Genomic DNA, 16,191 nt, shown 5'->3' with positions numbered 1-16,191 from the left:
TGTCCGGCGGTCGCCGCCACTGCCGGGCCGCGTTCCCCGCGGTGAGGCGCCGGTCGGCCCGGCTCCCGTGAAACTGCGGCGCTCTGGACGCCGGGCGTAGCTAATATTTGGCAACCATTTGATTGTGGTATCTGTCGTAGTGTCCCGGACACTCGGCGGGAACCGGCGGCCGCGGCCGGTGGGTGTGTGTGCTGCCTTCTGTCGGGGGCTGTGCCGGGGTCGTGTGGGGCGGGTAGCGGCGGGCCCACGAGCGGGGTGATCCGGTGCTGTCCGGTCCCGGTCGCGGGATCGGAAAGTGGGTTCGCGGGGGAATTCCCCATCCGCCGGGCGGGGGAGTGTTGCCCCCGTTTCTCCGTTCTGAAATTTTACTGCTCCAAAATATTTCTGTTCCCGCTCGATCCCGGGCAGAATCGCGATAGTGTCGATCGGTCTGCCTGCTTTCCGTGGGCATTCTTTTCATCACGAAATCGGTCCGTAGGAACAGGTATGAGCGCAGGAATGGATAGCGCGGTCGGCGAGACCACGGCGGAAATCGCAGCGATGACGGAACAGTTGGCCCCGCGCGATGCCGTGTTCTACTACGACGAAACCGACCGGCACCCTTCGACCATCGTTGCGGTCTACGTATTCGATTGCCGCGGCGCGGAACCGCTCGATACTGCCGCGGCAGTGCGCTGGGCGCAGGAGCGGGCAGGGTTCGCGCCGCTGTTCCGGCGCAGGCTGCGCCGCGTGCCGTTCGATCTGGACCTGCCCTACTGGGTTCCGGATCCCGCCTTCGATATCGCCGGCCATGTGCTGGTCGAACCGGCCGGCGCAGACTGGGATACGGTCCGGCGCCGGCTGGGTGAGATAACAGTGGCACGAGTGGATCTCGGCCGTCCGCCGTGGATGTTCCATTTCTTCGATCGAGTCCACGGGGTACCGGGCACCCCTGGGCCGACGACGATATTGGCGTTGAAGTTCCACCACAGCGCCGTTGACGGGGTGGCGACTCGGGAGCTGGAAGCGCAACTGTTCAGCGGTCGAACGGCCTCGGCCGCGCCGGGCGGTGTGCCCTGGCGGGCCCCGGTCATGGGCATACGTGCCGCACTGGTGTTCCCCTACCGGCTGGCGTGTTTCGTGGCCAGCCTGCGTCGTGCCGGCGCGGCCCGCACGGAGGTGCGTGAGCGGGCCGCGGCCGGATTACTGGACGAGCCGCTGCCCACTCGGCCCGCCACCCGGTTCAATCGTGCGGCCGGCCCCGGCCGGGCGGTCGATCAGGTGACGCTGGCGTTGTCTCAGGTCAAAGCGGTGTGTGCCCGCTGCGCGGAGCGTACGACGGTCAACGATGTGATGCTGACCGTCGTATCCGGGGCGCTGGCCGCCTACCTCGGCGAGAAGCAGGAGACACCGCCGGATTCGCTGGCCGCCATGGTGCCGATATCGATGCGGGGTATTGCGGAATGGCATTCGGCGAACCGACTCGGTCAGATGGCCGTCGACCTGCACACCGATATCACCGAGCCCTCGGCACGACTGGCGGCGATCCGGGAATCGGTTCGCCGGGAACGCCGCCGCAACACCGATCCGGCGGTTCTGCGGTATGCCGCCCGGGTGGAGACCTCGCCGGCCTGGCTCCTGCGGTTGGCCGGCTGGGCCCGCGCCCAGCGGACTTACGCCGGAGCCGGGTCGATTCCGCTGAGCAACACCACGATCAGCAATGTTCCGCCGACCGGTGACGGTATGACCTTCCGCGGTGCACCGCTACTCCGCGCGTTCGGTGTCCTGCCGGTACTCGACGGCGACGGACTGCGGCATCTCATCTCCTCTCAGGGCGACGAACTGGTGATCACCTTCCACGTGGATTCGGCGATGATGCCCGACCCCGAGCGCTACCGGGAACTGCTGGTGCAGTCGTTCCGCGACCTGGTGGACGCCCTGGGATGAGTGGCGGGCCGTTCCGGATACCGCGCCGTGGGTATCCGGAATCAAGCACCCAGCGCCGCGGCCAGCAGTGGCCAGGAACGGTGCAGGTCGTCCTCCCAGTACCCCCAGGAATGAGTGCCGGACGGTCGGAGATCGAAGACGATATCGGTGCGGCCCAGCTCTCGGGTGCGTTGCTGCAATGCGCGGGTGCAGTAGTCGGCTGCGGCCTCGATCCCCCCGCCGACCAGCAGCTGATTCCACAGCATCTTCTCGTCTCCGTGGAGCCGGGGGCTGGTCGCGGTGTCGTGGCGGCCGGGTAGTCCGCTGCCGCTGGAGATGTACATCGGGATATCGGGGAGCCGGCCCGCCTGCAGGTAGGGGTCGTGCTCCCGCCAGCCCGGACCACCGACCGGGCCCCACATGTTCTCGGAGTCACCGCCGCCGAGGCTGACGACCAAGGTGACGAAAGCCTGTCCCAACGGGTCGCTGGTCATCGCGCAACCGCTGTAAGCGGCCGCGGCGCGATACAGCTCGGGGGCACGGATGGTGAGGTCGAGAACCGAGGTCGCGGCCATCGAGATACCGGCTATCGCGTTGGCGCCGGTGGTGTCGAAGGCGGCGTCGACCAATGGTGGTAGCTCCTCGGTGAGGAAGGTGGCCCACATATTGCGACCGTTGTTCCCGAGGTTTTCTGCCAGCCCGGGATCGGCCTGCTGCCAGTCGGTGTAGTAGCTGAAGGCGCCTTCCAGAGGGATCACGATATTCACGTGTTTGTCCGCGAAGAAACCGGCCACATCGGTTTGCGCCGACCAGCTCGCGGCGTCCTCGCCGCCGCCTGCCCCGTTGAGCAGGTAGAGGGTGGGGGCGGGGGTCCGGGTATCGGCCGGGCGCAGCACCTGCAGGGCGATATCGCGCTGCATGGAGGGGGAGTGCACCGTGATCTCGAGCGAACGTCCGGTGCCGGGTGTGCGGGACACGATGGACGCGTCGGGTTCGGCGGTCGTGGTCGCCGCGGTACCGAGTGTCAGGAGGGTAGCCGACGCGAGCAGAACAAGCGCCCGCCGAGGGCCCCGCAGGAGTGAATTCATATACGCCTCAGGGGATGTTGTCCGGCGTAGGCCCGGCGCTGGACGCGCCTGCCGGCACAGAATTGCAGGGGTACACCATGGCTCATGGCGGAGGGGTCCATCCGTCGTATCGGATGGACCCCTCGTCTGGTCCCGGATCTACTTGCCGGGGGCGGGCGTGCCACCGCTCAGGGTGACCAGGGCGTTCACCAGGTTGGTGCCGAGCCCGCCGGCGCTGGCGGTGCCCATGCCCAGAATTTCCATGAGGGATCCCATGTGTTTCTCCTTGTATCACTGGAGTGCGGAATTCCGGACGGAATTCCGCTGTATGAATGGATTGCTCAGTCGCGAATTATGCGATGATGGCTTCGAGTGAACCCAGGAACACATCGAAGAGACCGTCGCCCGCCACGGCCGATCCGAGAGCCGGAATCAGTGCCATGAGCAGATCGCTCAACGAACCCATGGTGAATCTCCTTCGGAGGTTGAAGCGCCCTCTCCGTCGTGGACTGCGCGTCGTGAGGGCGGTCACGGCCGGTGCGGCCGATGGTGACCCAGGCAACATAGCAAGCGTCCAATTTTCCCGCAACGAATTCCTCTAAATTCGCCGCGCCCTCGTTCGGCAAATATATGGCAACATTTGCGGCCTGCTGTCTGGGCTGACGAATACCGAGGACCTGTCGGCGATACCCGGGGCACCCGCGGGCTCGGCTGCCCGGTGTGCCGACGGGCCCGGCCGGCCGTCGCGATACCATGCGAGCGCTCGACGGGTGACGAGGAAACCGGTGGAACTCCGGTGCGGTCGCGCCACTGACACAGCCAGACCCTCTCCGGCGAGCACACCGAACCCCGACGGGCGCGTCACCCAGGAAGGTCACCCTTGTGATTCTGCTGCTGTCCACCTCCGACACCGATCTGCTCAGCGCACGTGCCAGCGGCGCCGACTACCGGTGGGGAAATCCGGCCCGCCTGCTGGTGGACGATCTGCCCGGCCTGCTCGACGGCGTGGAACTGGTGATCGTGCGCATCCTCGGCGGTAAACGCGCCTGGGAGGACGGACTGGCCGCGGTGCGCGACAGCGGACTTCCCGTGGTGGCCGTCGGCGGGGAGATGGCACCCGACGCCGAACTCATGGAATGCTCCACCGTCCCGGTAGGGGTGGCGTCGGACGCCCACAACTATCTGGCGGCCGGCGGACCGCAGAATCTACGGCAGTTGCACAACTTCCTGTCCGATACCGTTCTGCTCACCGGGCACGGATTCGAACCACCGGTACAGCTGCCCAGCTGGGGCCGGCTCGAACGCGATGCGCGAGATCCGGAGCCGGTGGCCGGGAAACCCACGGTCGGCGTCGTCTACTACCGGGCCCAGCATCTGGCGGGGAACACCGGCTATATCGACGCGCTGTGCGCTGCCGTCGAGGACGCCGGCGCGGTACCGCTGCCGATCTACTGTGCCTCGCTGCGCACCGCGGAGCCGGAACTTCTCGGCACCCTCCGGCAGGCCGACGCGCTGGTGGTCACCGTGCTGGCGGCCGGCGGGACCAAACCCGCCACGGCCTCCGCGGGTGGCGACGACGAAGCCTGGGATATCGGCGCGCTCGCCGAACTGGATGTACCGATCCTGCAGGGCCTTTGTCTGACCGGCGGCCGCGCCCAATGGGAAGGCAACGACGACGGTCTGTCCCCGCTCGATGTCGCGACGCAGGTCGCGGTGCCGGAGTTCGACGGGCGCATCATCACCGTGCCGTTCTCCTTCAAAGAGTTCGACGCCGACGGGTTGTCCACCTACGTCCCCGACCCCGAACGCGCCGCACGGGTCGCGGGGATCGCCGTCCGGCACGCCCGGCTGCGGTACATTCCCGCCGAGCGGAAACGGCTGGCACTCATGCTTTCTGCCTATCCGACCAAACACGCCCGGATCGGGAACGCCGTCGGCCTGGACACTCCGGCCAGCGCAATCGCCCTGCTCGGTGAGCTCCGCGCGGCCGGATACGACCTCGGCGCGGCAGGCGAGGTGCCCGGCCTGGAGGAAGGCGACGGCGACGCGCTCATGCACGCCCTGATCGCCGCCGGCGGCCAGGACCCCGACTGGCTCACCGCCGAACAACTGGAGGGCAACCCCATCCGGATCGGCGCGCAGGTGTACACCGCGTGGTTCGACACCTTGCCCGCCGAACTGCGCGAGGCCGTGGTCGAGGCGTGGGGTCCGCCGCCGGGTGAACTCTATGTGGACACCTCCGCCGATCCCCGCGGCGAAATCGTCATCGCGGCCCTGCGTTTCGGCAATATCGTGCTGATGGTGCAGCCGCCGCGCGGGTTCGGCGAGAACCCGGTGGCCATCTACCACGACCCCGACCTCCCGCCCAGCCATCACTACCTCGCCGCCTACCGCTGGCTGTCCACCGATATCGAATCGGGCGGTTTCGGTGCCGACGCGATGGTGCATATCGGTAAACACGGCAACCTGGAATGGCTGCCGGGTAAAACGCTGGGGATGTCGGCCGCCTGCGGCACCGATGCGGCGCTGGGTGACCTGCCGCTGATCTACCCGTTCCTGGTGAACGATCCGGGGGAGGGCACGCAGGCCAAACGGCGCGCGCACGCCACCCTGGTGGATCACCTGATTCCGCCGATGGCGCGGGCGGAGAGCTACGGCGATATCTCCCGGCTCGAACAACTACTCGACGAGCATGCCAACATCTCCGCGCTCGACCCGGCGAAACTGCCCGCCATCCGGCAGCAGATCTGGACCCTGATGCGGGCCGCGAAAATGGACCACGATCTGGGGCTGGCCGAACGCCCGGACGAAGAGGTCTTCGACGATATGCTGCTGCACGTCGACGGCTGGTTGTGTGAGATCAAGGATGTGCAGATCCGGGACGGACTGCATATCCTGGGCCGCGCGCCGGCCGGGGCGAGCGAGGTCGATCTGGTACTCGCCATGTTGCGCGCCCGGCAGCTGTGGGGCGGCGAGAGGTCGGTGCCGGGTCTGCGGGAAGCGCTGGGGCTCAGTGAATCCGGCGACGAAGCCCGGGAACGGGTCGACGCCGTGGAATCGCGGGCCCGGGAACTCCTGGTGGCCCTGCAGGCCGCGGAATGGTCACCCGGGGCTGTGCACCAACTCGTCGAACGGTTCTCCGGGGACCTTTTCGGTGACGCCGGTGGTGATCGGGAGGCCGTGGCTGCCGTGCTGCGGTTCGCCGCGACGGAAGTCGTTCCGCGGCTGCGCGGGACCGAAGTCGAGATCGACCGTGTCCTGCACGCGCTCAACGGTGGATTCATTCCCGCCGGGCCCAGCGGGTCGCCGCTGCGCGGACTGATCAATGTCCTGCCCACCGGCCGCAATTTCTATTCGGTGGATCCGAAGGCGGTGCCGTCGCGACTGGCCTGGGAAACGGGGCGGGCCATGGCCGATTCGCTGCTGGAACGCTACCTGGCCGATCACGGCGAATACCCGCGGTCGGTTGGTCTTTCGGTCTGGGGTACGTCCGCGATGCGTACCTCCGGCGACGATATCGCCGAGGTGCTGGCACTGCTCGGTGTGCGCCCGGTGTGGGACGAGGCGAGCCGCCGCGTCACCTCGCTCGAGGTCGTCGACCTCGCGGAACTGGGGCGGCCGCGGATCGACGTCACCGTCCGGATCAGCGGTTTCTTCCGTGATGCCTTCCCGCATGTGCTGGCCCTGCTCGACGATGCCGTCCGCCTGGTCGCCGCCCTCGACGAACCCGCGGAGTCGAACTACGTTCGCGTCCATACGCTTTCGGATCTGGCCGAGCACGGCGACGAACGCCGCGCCACCACCCGTATCTTCGGTTCGAAACCGGGCACCTACGGCGCGGGCCTGCTACAGCTCATCGATTCCAAGAGCTGGCGTACCGACGACGATCTCGCGCAGGTCTACACCGCCTGGGGCGGTTACGCCTACGGTCGCGACCTCGACGGTGCCCCCGCGGCCGACGATATGCGCACCGCGTACCGCCGGATCACGGTGGCCGCGAAGAACACCGATACCCGCGAACACGATATCGCCGATTCCGACGACTATTTCCAGTACCACGGCGGAATGGTCGCCACGGTGCGGGCGCTGACGGGGAAGAACCCGGAGGCCTATATCGGTGACAGCACCCGCCCGGATTCGGTGCGCACCCGCACCCTGTCGGAGGAGACGACCCGGGTGTTCCGCGCCCGCGTGGTGAACCCCCGCTGGCTCGAGGCCATGCGCCGCCACGGTTACAAGGGCGCATTCGAAATGGCCGCGACGGTCGACTACCTGTTCGGCTACGACGCCACCACCGATGTGGTCGCCGACTGGATGTACGAGAAGCTCGCCGAAAGCTATGTTTTCGACGAGACGAACCGCAAGTTCATGGAGCAGTCCAATCCGTGGGCGCTGCACGGTATCGCCGAACGCCTGCTCGAGGCCGCCGAACGGAAGATGTGGGCCGAACCGGAACAGGAAACTCTCGACCGGCTGCGCCAGGTCTATCTCGAAGCGGAGGGGGAACTGGAGTAGCAACTCCGGTCCTGGAAGCTCGCGGGATCGCCGAAGCATCCCGCGAGCCGGATACCGAAACCTCGGACCGGTTGCGTCAGATCTACCCGGAGGCCGAGGGCGAACTGGAGTGGCCGCCGGTCCGTCGAATCCGACTACCGCAGTCTGCGGCAAGCGGGCCCGATATCGCCGGCACCGGTTCCGTCATGATCGTCCTGAATGCCGTGTAACCGGATCCGGTGCGCTGGATCCGGGGCAAGACTGCACCTGATCGTCTGCGCAGCAGACGCGTCATCCTGGCGAGGGTGTGGTCAGGGCCCAGGCTTACGCAGCCCAGGTGCCCTGGATGTAGCCGTTACTGGTTGCGAAGACTACCGCGACGGGTTCCTGGCCGTGAGGCAGTTCGAACGCGACCAGTCCGCGTCGTACTTCGCCGGGATCCAGCAGCCCGAACTGCAATCCCCCGGGGATATCGGCGAGCGCGCCGAGGTTCTCGCCGCCGGTGGTGGCCAGGTTCAGGTCGTACGGGCCGATACCTGCCGTTTCGCCCTGGGCTTCGACCTCGACCTCGTACACGATCACGCTCGCGTCGTTCATCCGTGGCGGCATGGTCTGATCGGTTGCTCGCACGGTGATCGCCATCGGACCCATGCTCTGAACCTGGATGGGTGTGCCCAGTGGCACTGCTTCGGTGGGCTGCTCGGCGCGGATATCCACCTGCGATGGTGGTGGTTCGGCGGGGTCGGGACCGGCCACGGCCGGGGCTCCGGACAGGGCGGGGAGGGCGATTGCGAATGCGGCGATGAGCTTTCTCATGGTGCGTCCTTCGGCGGTTTCGGTCGCTACCGGGCACTGGTTGCTTTATCTCCGGGTCGACGCGCGAACCGGCCGGCTCACCGCGACGCCTGGAAACGCTGATACCGCAAGGCCATACGCTTACACATAATCGCTCATATGCGTGCGGGTCGGCCTACAGCGAGGGTATGCCCTGTCCGGCGGCTACCGAACCCGGTGACCGTGATCTTGCCGAAGGCGTAGTACTCGATCTTGACGATGCCGCGCCGTGACAGACCGTCAGAGGGTCCAGGCGCCCTGGACGAAATCGTCGTTGGTGGCGAAAACGATTTCCTTCGGCTGCTGCTCGCCGGTGAGCTCGAACGCGACCAGCCCGCTGCGCGGTTGCTCCGGTTCCACGAACCCGCCGGGATACTCGCCGGGGACACCGGTGAGCGGATAGACCATATCGCCGTTCGTGGTGATCAGCCGCAGGTCCAGGGTCGGCAGGAAGTAGGGTTTACCGGCAGTCTGTTCGGCGCTGACGTCGAACACGAGTACCGAACCATCCGCAGCGCGGGGCGCGACCTCGGCCTCGGAAGGATGGACCGTCACCGTCATATCGCCACCCGTACGAATCGGGTAGGCGGTGCCCAGCGGGCCGGTGGCTGCGGGTTCGGCGAGCACTGTGGCGGGTGGGCCGGGTTCCACCGGGGTGGGTTCGGAAACGGCCGGGCCCGCGAAAACGAGGGGCAGGACGACCGCGGCGGCGGTCACGACGATCTTTTTCATCCTCATCCTTCTCCGGGGTCTCGGTCCTCCGCGAGCCTAGGGGCGACACGCCGCTGTGCCCAACCCGGGAGACCTTTGGTACCGAAGCTGTGATGTTCGATCTTGGAGAGACCGCACCGTTATCAGCGGATGTAGCGGCGGTGTCAGGGCGAGCCGTCCGAACTGCGCCGCACCGCGATCCGTACGTACGGCAGGGGCCGCACCTGCGGAAAGAGGTTCCTGTTCCTACGCGCCGGCGGTTTCCAGTATGTGCCGGGCCGCGTCGATCTGTTCCGCCAGTACGTTCGAATCCGGGCTCAACCGAGTGATGATCGTATCCATCTCACGCAGACCGGCGCGTTCCAGCAGGCGTTTCTCGTTGGTCACCCATTCGCCGCGCGCAGCCAGGATGGCATGTGCCGTCTGCATCGCCGCGGTGGCCAGCGCGCCGGCGGTTTCGGTGACCCGCCCGCGTGGTGCATAAGAGGCGCGGGCGTAGCGCAGGCCGAGATCCGCCTGGCGCCGCCAGATCGGCGGCGCCACCGTCCGCATCGCGTCCGGGAATGCGGGTTTCGGCAGCTCACCGCGTAACACCCGGGAGACGGCGAGTTCGCCCACCACCAGATAGCTGGGAATGCCCGCCAGATGGAACGCCAGCGGTTCCCAGCGGAATCGGCCCTGTTCGGCCTCGGCGAGTTCGTTCTCGATCACCGTGAGATCGCGGTAGTGCACATCGACGGCGCGGCCGTCGATCGTCAGCCAGGCGCCGCCGTTGAAGACGCCGCCCCAAGCCCCGATATCGGAGACCTCGCCGGGCCAGCCGACGGCTCGTAAACCGGCCGCGTCGAAATTGTCGCGGTAGTAGAGCGCGAAATCCCAGTCGCTGTCCGGTCCGTGTGTGCCCTGGGCCCGAGAGCCGCCGAGCGAGACGGCGACGACCCCGGGAAGGGCTGCCAAACGGTCTGCGACGTGGGCAACGAAATCGTCGTCGGTGCGCACGGGTTCCTTCCTGTGGTGACGGCCCTGAACGGTCTCACGCCGATCCGGTGGTATCGGCTCCGCCGGACACCGTATCGACGTTCGGCTGTGCACGCAGCCGGTTTTCCAGCCCGTCCAGCACGCAGATGAGCCCGAAATCGAAGCCGACTGCCTGGCCGACCGTCGAATCCTCGGGCATCACGGTGTGGTAATCGGCGCGCATTTCCGGATAGTCCGCCGCCAGCTCGTCCATTGTTTCCAGCACATCGGCCCCCCGGACCGGGCCGGCGTGGGCCTTCTGCATGGCGATCATCGGAACAACCTGACCGAGAACGTAACTGTTCACGGTGCCGCCCGCGAGATACACGTCCAACTCGCGGAAGCCGGCCTCGTGAAATATCCGGCGCAGTTGGTCCCCGAGCCGGAACGCGCGTGGCCCGAAGCTCGGGAGCCGGCCGATGAGGGCGGCTGCCCAGGGGTGCGCGAGCAGGACCGCCCGCAGGTTGTAGGCGTAGGTGGTGAGTGATTCGCGCAGGTCGCCCGGCCGGTCGAGCCCGCCGCCGTCGTCGACCAGACCCCAGAACTCGTCGAGTGCGAGTTCGAGCAGTTCGTCCTTGTTCGCGACGTGCCAGTACAGGCTGGTGGCGCCCGCGCCGAGGCGCGCGCCGAGTTTGCGCATGCTCAACGCCTCGAGGCCGTCCTCGTCCAGCAGGGCGATGGCGGCTCGCACGATCTGGTCCCTGGTCAGGCCCGAGGTCCGGGGTTGCCTGGGTGCGCGGGTCCATACGGAGTCGAACTTCTTGGCCACGAATAGATCCTAGCCCGGATCGCACAATGTTCGATCTGATCGTACAGTGTGCGAGTGGAATCGAACACCGTACGAGACCCGCGCCGGTGGCTGATCCTCGCGGCGCTGTGCCTTTCCCTGTCGGTGCTCATGATCGACAGCACCGTGCTCAATATCGCGATCCCCTCGCTGATCCGTGAACTGGACGCCACCCCCGCCGATGTCCAGTGGATCCTCGACTCCTATGTCTTGGTCTTCGCCGGTCTGCTACTCACCTCCGGGAGTCTCTCGGACCGGTTCGGGCGACGGCGGATGCTGGTACTCGGCCTGGTCGTGCTGGCGATGGGTTCGCTGGCAGCGGTCGTGGCGAGCGAGCCGTGGCAGCTGGTCGCCGCCCGCGCGGTGATGGGCCTCGGCGGGGCGCTGCTCATGCCCTCGACGCTGTCCATCCTCATGACCACCTTCGACGAGACCGAACGCCGGATGGCCCTGGCGGCCTGGTCCAGTGTGTCGATACTCGGCATCGTCGCCGGACCTGTCCTGGGCGGTCTCCTGCTGGAGCATTTCTGGTGGGGATCGGTTTTCCTGCTGAATATTCCGGTGGCCGTCCTGGCCCTCGTGGCCGCCCTCGTCCTCATGCCGGAAACCACCGGCGAACAACACCCGATCGACTTGGTGGGCGTGGTGCTGTCGGTGGTGGCGCTGGGATCCACGGTCTATCTGATCATCGAGCGGGAGTGGAATATCGCGGGCCTGCTGCTCGCCGCCGGGTCGGCCGTCGCGTTCGTGCTGTGGGAACGGCGGCAGGAACATCCGATGTTGCCGCTGGGCTTGTTCGCCAACAGGGATTTCACCGGTACCTGCGCCACGGTTCTTCTGATGGTATTCGGGATGGGGGCGGTGATGCTGATGCTCACCCAGTACCTGCAGTTCGTCCTCGGCTACGGGCCCATGAAAGCCGGCCTGGCACTGCTGCCCTATGCGCTCGCCGGGGCGGTGTTCAACGGTATCGGCGCCACTCTGGGCAAGAATCTCCCGAACAAAACTCTCATCGTCTCGGGTCTGACCGTGATGGCCGTGGCGTTCACCGTCCTCGCCGTCGTCGATGGGTATCTGTGGGTGCTGGTGAGCATGCTGGTCATGGGTATCGGCGGCGGCCTGGCCGGTCCGGCCGCCTATACCGCCATCATGAACACTATTCCGTTGCGGCACGCGGGCGTGGGCTCGGCGCTCAACGACACACTGCAGCAGGTGGGTATAGCTCTCAGTATCGCGATCCTGGGCAGTGTGCTGGCCGGTGTGTTCACCGCACGGATGCCGGGCGACGCCCCAGCGGCCGCCCGGGAATCCATCGGCGCCGCTTTCGACCTCGGGTACGCCGATATCGCGAAAGGGGCGTTCACCGATGCGGTTTCGGTGGGCGCGTGGGTGAGCGCCGGTTTCAGTCTCGCGGCCGCGCTACTGGGGCTGATCCTGCTGCGCTCGCGTCCGGCGCCGGCCGGCCATCGCGAACCGGTGGCCGTATCCGACTGAGCACGGCCGGCAGCCGTGCTCGTCGCTACCGCGGCCACCCGGCCACGCGCCGGGCGCACGCCGTGCGCCTTATCGGAAATCGCGTTCGATCATCTGCGCGAGTCTCGCGATGTCCTCGCGGTCGTGCCCGCCCGCGACGAGCGGTGTGGGCCTTGTGCCGCGGTAGGCGGCGCGCCCCGGTGCAGGGTCGTCGATCAGGTCGATGAGCGGGCGCACCGCGGCGTCCGGTCGTTTGCCCAGGACCGTGCCGAATACCGCGGCGGAAATCTTCATCCCCGGCCCGACCTCGCCGGCAAAACTTGTCCTGACCAGACCGCTGGGTCCCCAGGTGACATAGGCGAGGTTCGGATCTTCCGCAGTGGCGAGTATGCCCAGGAGTTCATTGGCCCGCCGCTGCTGCGCATTGGAGCGGGTGAAGGAGAATCCCCGGCTCATGCCCGGGTCGTCGAAGTCGATGGCATCGGCGCGCGCTCCCGGTACCGCCGTATTCACCACGATCGGCCGCGTTGCCGCGCGGAGGCGGCCGGCGAGCCCGGTGACCAGGAGGTATTTGGATACGAAGAAGAGCACCCAGGATGCCTCGTATCCCTCCGCCGTCAGATGCCGGCGCTGCCGGATGTACGACGCCGCGAGTACCAGTGCATCAATACGCTCGTGCTCGCGCCTCAACTGATCGACCATGCGGCGGGTGTCGGCGATCGACGACAGGTCGGCTGCGACGAATTCCGCGTGCACCGGGCCGGCGTCCGAGGCCGCCGGACCTGTCGCGGCCGGGGTCGCGGGGGGACCGGCCGCGTCTCGTAGTGCCTCGAACTTGGCCCGGTCGCGGCCGATGACAACAACGCGGTCGCCCACGGCCAGGTAGTGCCGGGCGAGGGCCGCGCCCATACCGTCCGTGCCGCCGGTGATCACGATGGTTCGCATGTCCACACCCTTTCCGGAACATTGGTTCCGGATAAGCGTACCTCGAGCGGAACGAATGTTCCGGTTCGCTATAGTGGTGCGGTGGCAGCAGACCGGAAACCGCGGCGCGATGCCGTCGCCAACCGTGAGCGAATCCTCGCCGCTGCACGTATGACTTTGCGCGACAGTGGAATATCGGTGGATATGCGTGCCATTGCCGCCGCGGCCGGCGTCGGTATGGGCACCCTCTACCGCCATTTCCCCACCCGGGAGAGCCTCGTGCAGGCCATCACCGGGACCGATCTCGACCAACTCGCCGAGGCGGGCCTTCCGGACGGGATGTCCGCTCTGGCGGGCCTCCGAGTGCTCTTCACCGCGATGACCACGCAGCTCCTCGACAACCAGGCGATGGTCGACCTGCTCGCCGCCGGGCCACCGTCGAGCGCCGACCTGGAACGCTGCCTCGAACACCTCACCGAACTCGGCCGGGAGGCCGTCGACCGCGCGCGTACCGACCACACCCTCGCCCCCGATGTCACCGCCGCCGATATCGCCTACCAGCTCCTGGGCCTCATCCGCATTGCCCAGTTGATCCCGGCTTCCGGCCCGGACGCCCTCACCCACCATGTGGATCTTGTTCTGCGTGGATTGGCCGCGACATGAACAGTCGGAGGTCGTCACACCTGGCTCGGCCCATGTTGGCGGCAGAAGTCTGCACGCCGCTCGGGTAACCGAGGCCCGGGACCGACCGTTGGTGTCGATTCCCGGCGAACACTCGCATGCTCGACCGTGACAGCGCTCGATATCGCAGTGTTCGTGTAAGGCATGGCCTCGACAGCCGGGGCAGTGGTGACGTACTGCAGGATTCGCCGGCGATCGTTTCGCGGAAGCTGGTACCGGTGCAAGGCCGCGGAACGGTTTTCGCAACCGCAGCCGATAGGTTGACCGGTATGACGTACGGGGTGTTCCGCCGGATACTGCTCGGCGCGGGGTGGTGTGCGCTACTCGCCGCACTGGCCGGTATCGCGCTCTATCTGGGCGGCTGGCAACGGCGAGAACTCATCCTGCTCGCGTCCGGTGCGACCTACTTGATGCTCGGTGCACTGGCGGCGCTGCTGTTGTTCTTGTTCGCCCGAGGCTGGCGCAGCGCCGTCGCGGCCGGAATCGTACTGGCCGGTGTGGTGTGGACACAGCTCCCGCTGTACGTGCCTGACAGCAACGCCGCCACCGGCACCGAACTGACGGTCTTACAGACGAACCTGCTGTTCGGCGGTGCCGATACCGGTGCGGTCGTCGCGGCCGTCCGGGAACAGCAGGTCGATGTCCTCACCGTCGACGAACTCACCCCTGATTCCGTATCGCGACTGACGGCGTCAGGTCTGGACACCCTGCTTCCGTACCACTACCTCGATCCCGGACTCGGGGGCGGCGGAACCGGTATCTACAGCCGCTTCCCGCTCTCGGATACCGTCCGTCACCAAGAATTCGTCATGGCCAACCTGTCCGCCACGCTCGCCCATCCCGCGCTCGGCCCGGTCACCGTTTTCGCGTTCCATCCGCTGCCGCCGAATATCGACCACAGGGTGTGGCTGAAAGAATTATCCGCCGTCGCCACCCTCCTGGAGGCGACAGAAGGACCGGCGATCGTCGGCGCCGATTTCAACGCCACCAGCGATCACGCCGCCTTCCGCAGGCTCGTGAGCGGCCACTTCGCCGCCGCGGCCGAACAGGCGGGCGCGGGCCGGATGCTCACGTACCCGAACGATCGATCCTGGGGGCCGGTGATCGGCATCGACCACATCCTGCTGTCCGGCGGAACCACCGACCACATAGAAACTCTCACCATCCCCGGCTCGGACCATCGCGCCGTCCTGGCCCGCATCCGGTTGTCGGCCTGATCCGCCGGCACCTTCGAAATACCGGTAACCCTCATAGGAGATGCATCATGCTTTCCGGCACCCGTCTGCGCACCGTCACCTACACCGCAGTTATCGCCCTCGCCGCCGGGCTGGGATCGGCCGCCTGCAGCAGCGACCGCTGGTGTGAATTCGACGCCACCGATACGAAGGTCGCCGATTCCTACTGCGAAAAGGGCACACCCGGCTACGAATGGGAACCGGACAGCGACGGTAAGAGCAAGAAGTCCACGACCTCCAAACGCAACAAGTAGCCGTTCGTCCACGAACACGAATCCGAGGCCACCGCCCACTGCCGCCCTCACTGCATGGCGGCCCTTGGTGGTGTTTCCCGGTGATGCTCCTGGCATAGTTGTGGTGCGCACCCGGCTATGGGCCGGAGATGGTGCCGGCGTGACTCATCCGGACCACCGGTCATCGAGGGCTCCGATATTCCCTTGCCGAGACACGATTATTCCGGTGTCGAGACACGCTTATTCCGGCGCTACCACTGGGTGCGGCTCAGGCAGGCGGGATCCGGAACTGTTTCACTTCGTCTCCGGCTACGGTCACGAAGGCTTCGGATTCGCCGTTGAAAACCCGGCTACGCCAATCGAAGCGCAGATGCGTTGTATCACCGTCGGTGTCCGCCGACAGCACGGTCATCCTCGCGCCCGCTCCGATCGCGTCCGAATCGGCCCAGTTACGCACTCCCTCCGGCCCTTCCAGTACCCGCCCCCAGTCGTCGACCGCCCCGTCGGCGGCGAAGGCCGTCACGAAGGCCTCGGTATCCCCCGCATTGATGGCATCGACCACCCGCGCCACGGGCCCTGGTAGTTGCACGCTCATCGACCTGTCCCTTTCCCTCGTCGGCCTGCCGTGCTTCGACGGCTGATGATCCGCGACGACCGGTCTCCCGCAGCGCAGCCACGCCGCCCCGAACCCGATCTTTCTCAGCTCGCAATACTGTCGGTCGCTGACTCGAAGTTGCTTGTGGCTCGCCGCCTGGTCCGAATTACGGCGACCGGGCTCCGGTTACCGATCCGGCCGGTCGGACCACAGAACACAGAACTTACGCGACCGG

General features: G+C 66.9%; 13 protein-coding genes. 6 read left to right on the top strand and 7 right to left on the bottom strand.

Annotated elements, in window-relative coordinates:
- The first annotated feature begins 486 nt into the window (after positions 1–486).
- A complete protein-coding gene (locus NFL01S_RS23560; protein WP_245670842.1) occupies positions 487–1,926 on the top strand; it encodes a wax ester/triacylglycerol synthase family O-acyltransferase in 1,440 nt (479 codons plus the stop codon).
- A gap of 41 nt (positions 1,927–1,967) precedes the next feature.
- Here NFL01S_RS23560 and NFL01S_RS23555 read toward each other — a convergent pair whose 3' ends face one another.
- On the bottom strand, positions 1,968–2,993 hold the full coding sequence (locus tag NFL01S_RS23555; RefSeq protein ID WP_062978449.1) for an alpha/beta hydrolase: 1,026 nt from the start codon (positions 2,991–2,993) through the stop codon (positions 1,968–1,970).
- 861 nt (positions 2,994–3,854) lie between these two features.
- Here NFL01S_RS23555 and cobN point away from each other — a divergent pair.
- Positions 3,855–7,487, top strand: a complete 3,633-nt coding sequence (cobN, locus tag NFL01S_RS23550; RefSeq protein WP_062978448.1) for a cobaltochelatase subunit CobN — start codon at positions 3,855–3,857, stop codon at positions 7,485–7,487.
- Positions 7,488–7,790: 303 nt separating this feature from the next.
- Here cobN and NFL01S_RS23545 read toward each other — a convergent pair whose 3' ends face one another.
- The 4 genes from NFL01S_RS23545 to NFL01S_RS23530 all read right to left on the bottom strand — a co-directional run bounded on the left by NFL01S_RS23545 (position 7,791) and on the right by NFL01S_RS23530 (position 10,797).
- Positions 7,791–8,282: a hypothetical protein gene (locus NFL01S_RS23545; RefSeq protein WP_062978447.1), complete on the bottom strand. Its 492-nt coding sequence runs from the start codon at positions 8,280–8,282 to the stop codon at positions 7,791–7,793.
- A gap of 258 nt (positions 8,283–8,540) precedes the next feature.
- On the bottom strand, positions 8,541–9,032 hold the full coding sequence (locus tag NFL01S_RS23540; protein WP_062978446.1) for a hypothetical protein: 492 nt from the start codon (positions 9,030–9,032) through the stop codon (positions 8,541–8,543).
- A gap of 225 nt (positions 9,033–9,257) precedes the next feature.
- Positions 9,258–10,010 (bottom strand): nucleotidyltransferase domain-containing protein, encoded by a 753-nt coding sequence (locus tag NFL01S_RS23535; protein WP_062978445.1) that lies wholly within the window; start codon positions 10,008–10,010, stop codon positions 9,258–9,260.
- Positions 10,011–10,044: 34 nt separating this feature from the next.
- Entirely contained in the window at positions 10,045–10,797 is a 753-nt protein-coding gene (locus tag NFL01S_RS23530) for a TetR/AcrR family transcriptional regulator (RefSeq protein ID WP_062978444.1), read from the bottom strand.
- 54 nt (positions 10,798–10,851) lie between these two features.
- Here NFL01S_RS23530 and NFL01S_RS23525 point away from each other — a divergent pair, with 54 nt between their 5' ends.
- Positions 10,852–12,309, top strand: coding sequence for an MFS transporter (locus tag NFL01S_RS23525; protein ID WP_062978443.1), 1,458 nt, complete (start codon positions 10,852–10,854; stop codon positions 12,307–12,309).
- A gap of 69 nt (positions 12,310–12,378) precedes the next feature.
- On the opposite strand, the gene NFL01S_RS34695 is transcribed toward NFL01S_RS23525, so the two are convergent.
- Positions 12,379–13,233, bottom strand: coding sequence for an SDR family NAD(P)-dependent oxidoreductase (locus NFL01S_RS34695; RefSeq protein ID WP_062978442.1), 855 nt, complete (start codon positions 13,231–13,233; stop codon positions 12,379–12,381).
- Between the two features lie 81 nt (positions 13,234–13,314).
- Between NFL01S_RS34695 and NFL01S_RS35685 the strand changes: the two genes are divergently transcribed.
- From NFL01S_RS35685 to NFL01S_RS23505, 3 genes are all read left to right on the top strand, one after another.
- Positions 13,315–13,875: a TetR/AcrR family transcriptional regulator gene (locus NFL01S_RS35685; protein ID WP_062978441.1), complete on the top strand. Its 561-nt coding sequence runs from the start codon at positions 13,315–13,317 to the stop codon at positions 13,873–13,875.
- A 287-nt stretch (positions 13,876–14,162) separates the two neighbouring features.
- A complete protein-coding gene (locus NFL01S_RS23510) occupies positions 14,163–15,110 on the top strand; it encodes an endonuclease/exonuclease/phosphatase family protein (RefSeq protein WP_063916025.1) in 948 nt (315 codons plus the stop codon).
- A 47-nt stretch (positions 15,111–15,157) separates the two neighbouring features.
- Entirely contained in the window at positions 15,158–15,382 is a 225-nt protein-coding gene (locus NFL01S_RS23505; protein WP_062978440.1) for a hypothetical protein, read from the top strand.
- Between the two features lie 247 nt (positions 15,383–15,629).
- Here the strand turns inward: NFL01S_RS23505 and NFL01S_RS23500 are convergent, their stop codons facing one another.
- The gene (locus NFL01S_RS23500) at positions 15,630–15,956 is read right to left on the bottom strand and encodes a nuclear transport factor 2 family protein (protein ID WP_062978439.1); all 327 of its coding nucleotides are present in this window, start codon (positions 15,954–15,956) and stop codon (positions 15,630–15,632) included.
- Between the last annotated feature and the right edge of the window lie 235 nt (positions 15,957–16,191).

The organism is Nocardia flavorosea NBRC 108225 (assembly GCF_001613385.1).
Taxonomy (GTDB): Bacteria; Actinomycetota; Actinomycetes; order Mycobacteriales; family Mycobacteriaceae; genus Nocardia; species Nocardia flavorosea.
Note: the sequence above shows the minus strand (reverse complement) of the source record. Positions and strands in the feature narration are given on the sequence as shown.

Excerpts from the sequence above, each read along its gene's own strand:
- NFL01S_RS23560 (WP_245670842.1), top strand. The coding sequence starts at position 487 with ATGAGCGCAGGAATGGATAGCGCGGTCGGCGAGACCACGGCGGAAATC.
- NFL01S_RS23555 (WP_062978449.1), bottom strand. The coding sequence starts at position 2,993 with ATGAATTCACTCCTGCGGGGCCCTCGGCGGGCGCTTGTTCTGCTCGCG.
- NFL01S_RS23545 (WP_062978447.1), bottom strand. The coding sequence starts at position 8,282 with ATGAGAAAGCTCATCGCCGCATTCGCAATCGCCCTCCCCGCCCTGTCC.
- NFL01S_RS23540 (WP_062978446.1), bottom strand. The coding sequence starts at position 9,032 with ATGAAAAAGATCGTCGTGACCGCCGCCGCGGTCGTCCTGCCCCTCGTT.
- NFL01S_RS34695 (WP_062978442.1), bottom strand. The coding sequence starts at position 13,233 with ATGCGAACCATCGTGATCACCGGCGGCACGGACGGTATGGGCGCGGCC.
- NFL01S_RS23510 (WP_063916025.1), top strand. The coding sequence starts at position 14,163 with ATGACGTACGGGGTGTTCCGCCGGATACTGCTCGGCGCGGGGTGGTGT.
- NFL01S_RS23505 (WP_062978440.1), top strand. The coding sequence starts at position 15,158 with ATGCTTTCCGGCACCCGTCTGCGCACCGTCACCTACACCGCAGTTATC.
- NFL01S_RS23500 (WP_062978439.1), bottom strand. The coding sequence starts at position 15,956 with ATGAGCGTGCAACTACCAGGGCCCGTGGCGCGGGTGGTCGATGCCATC.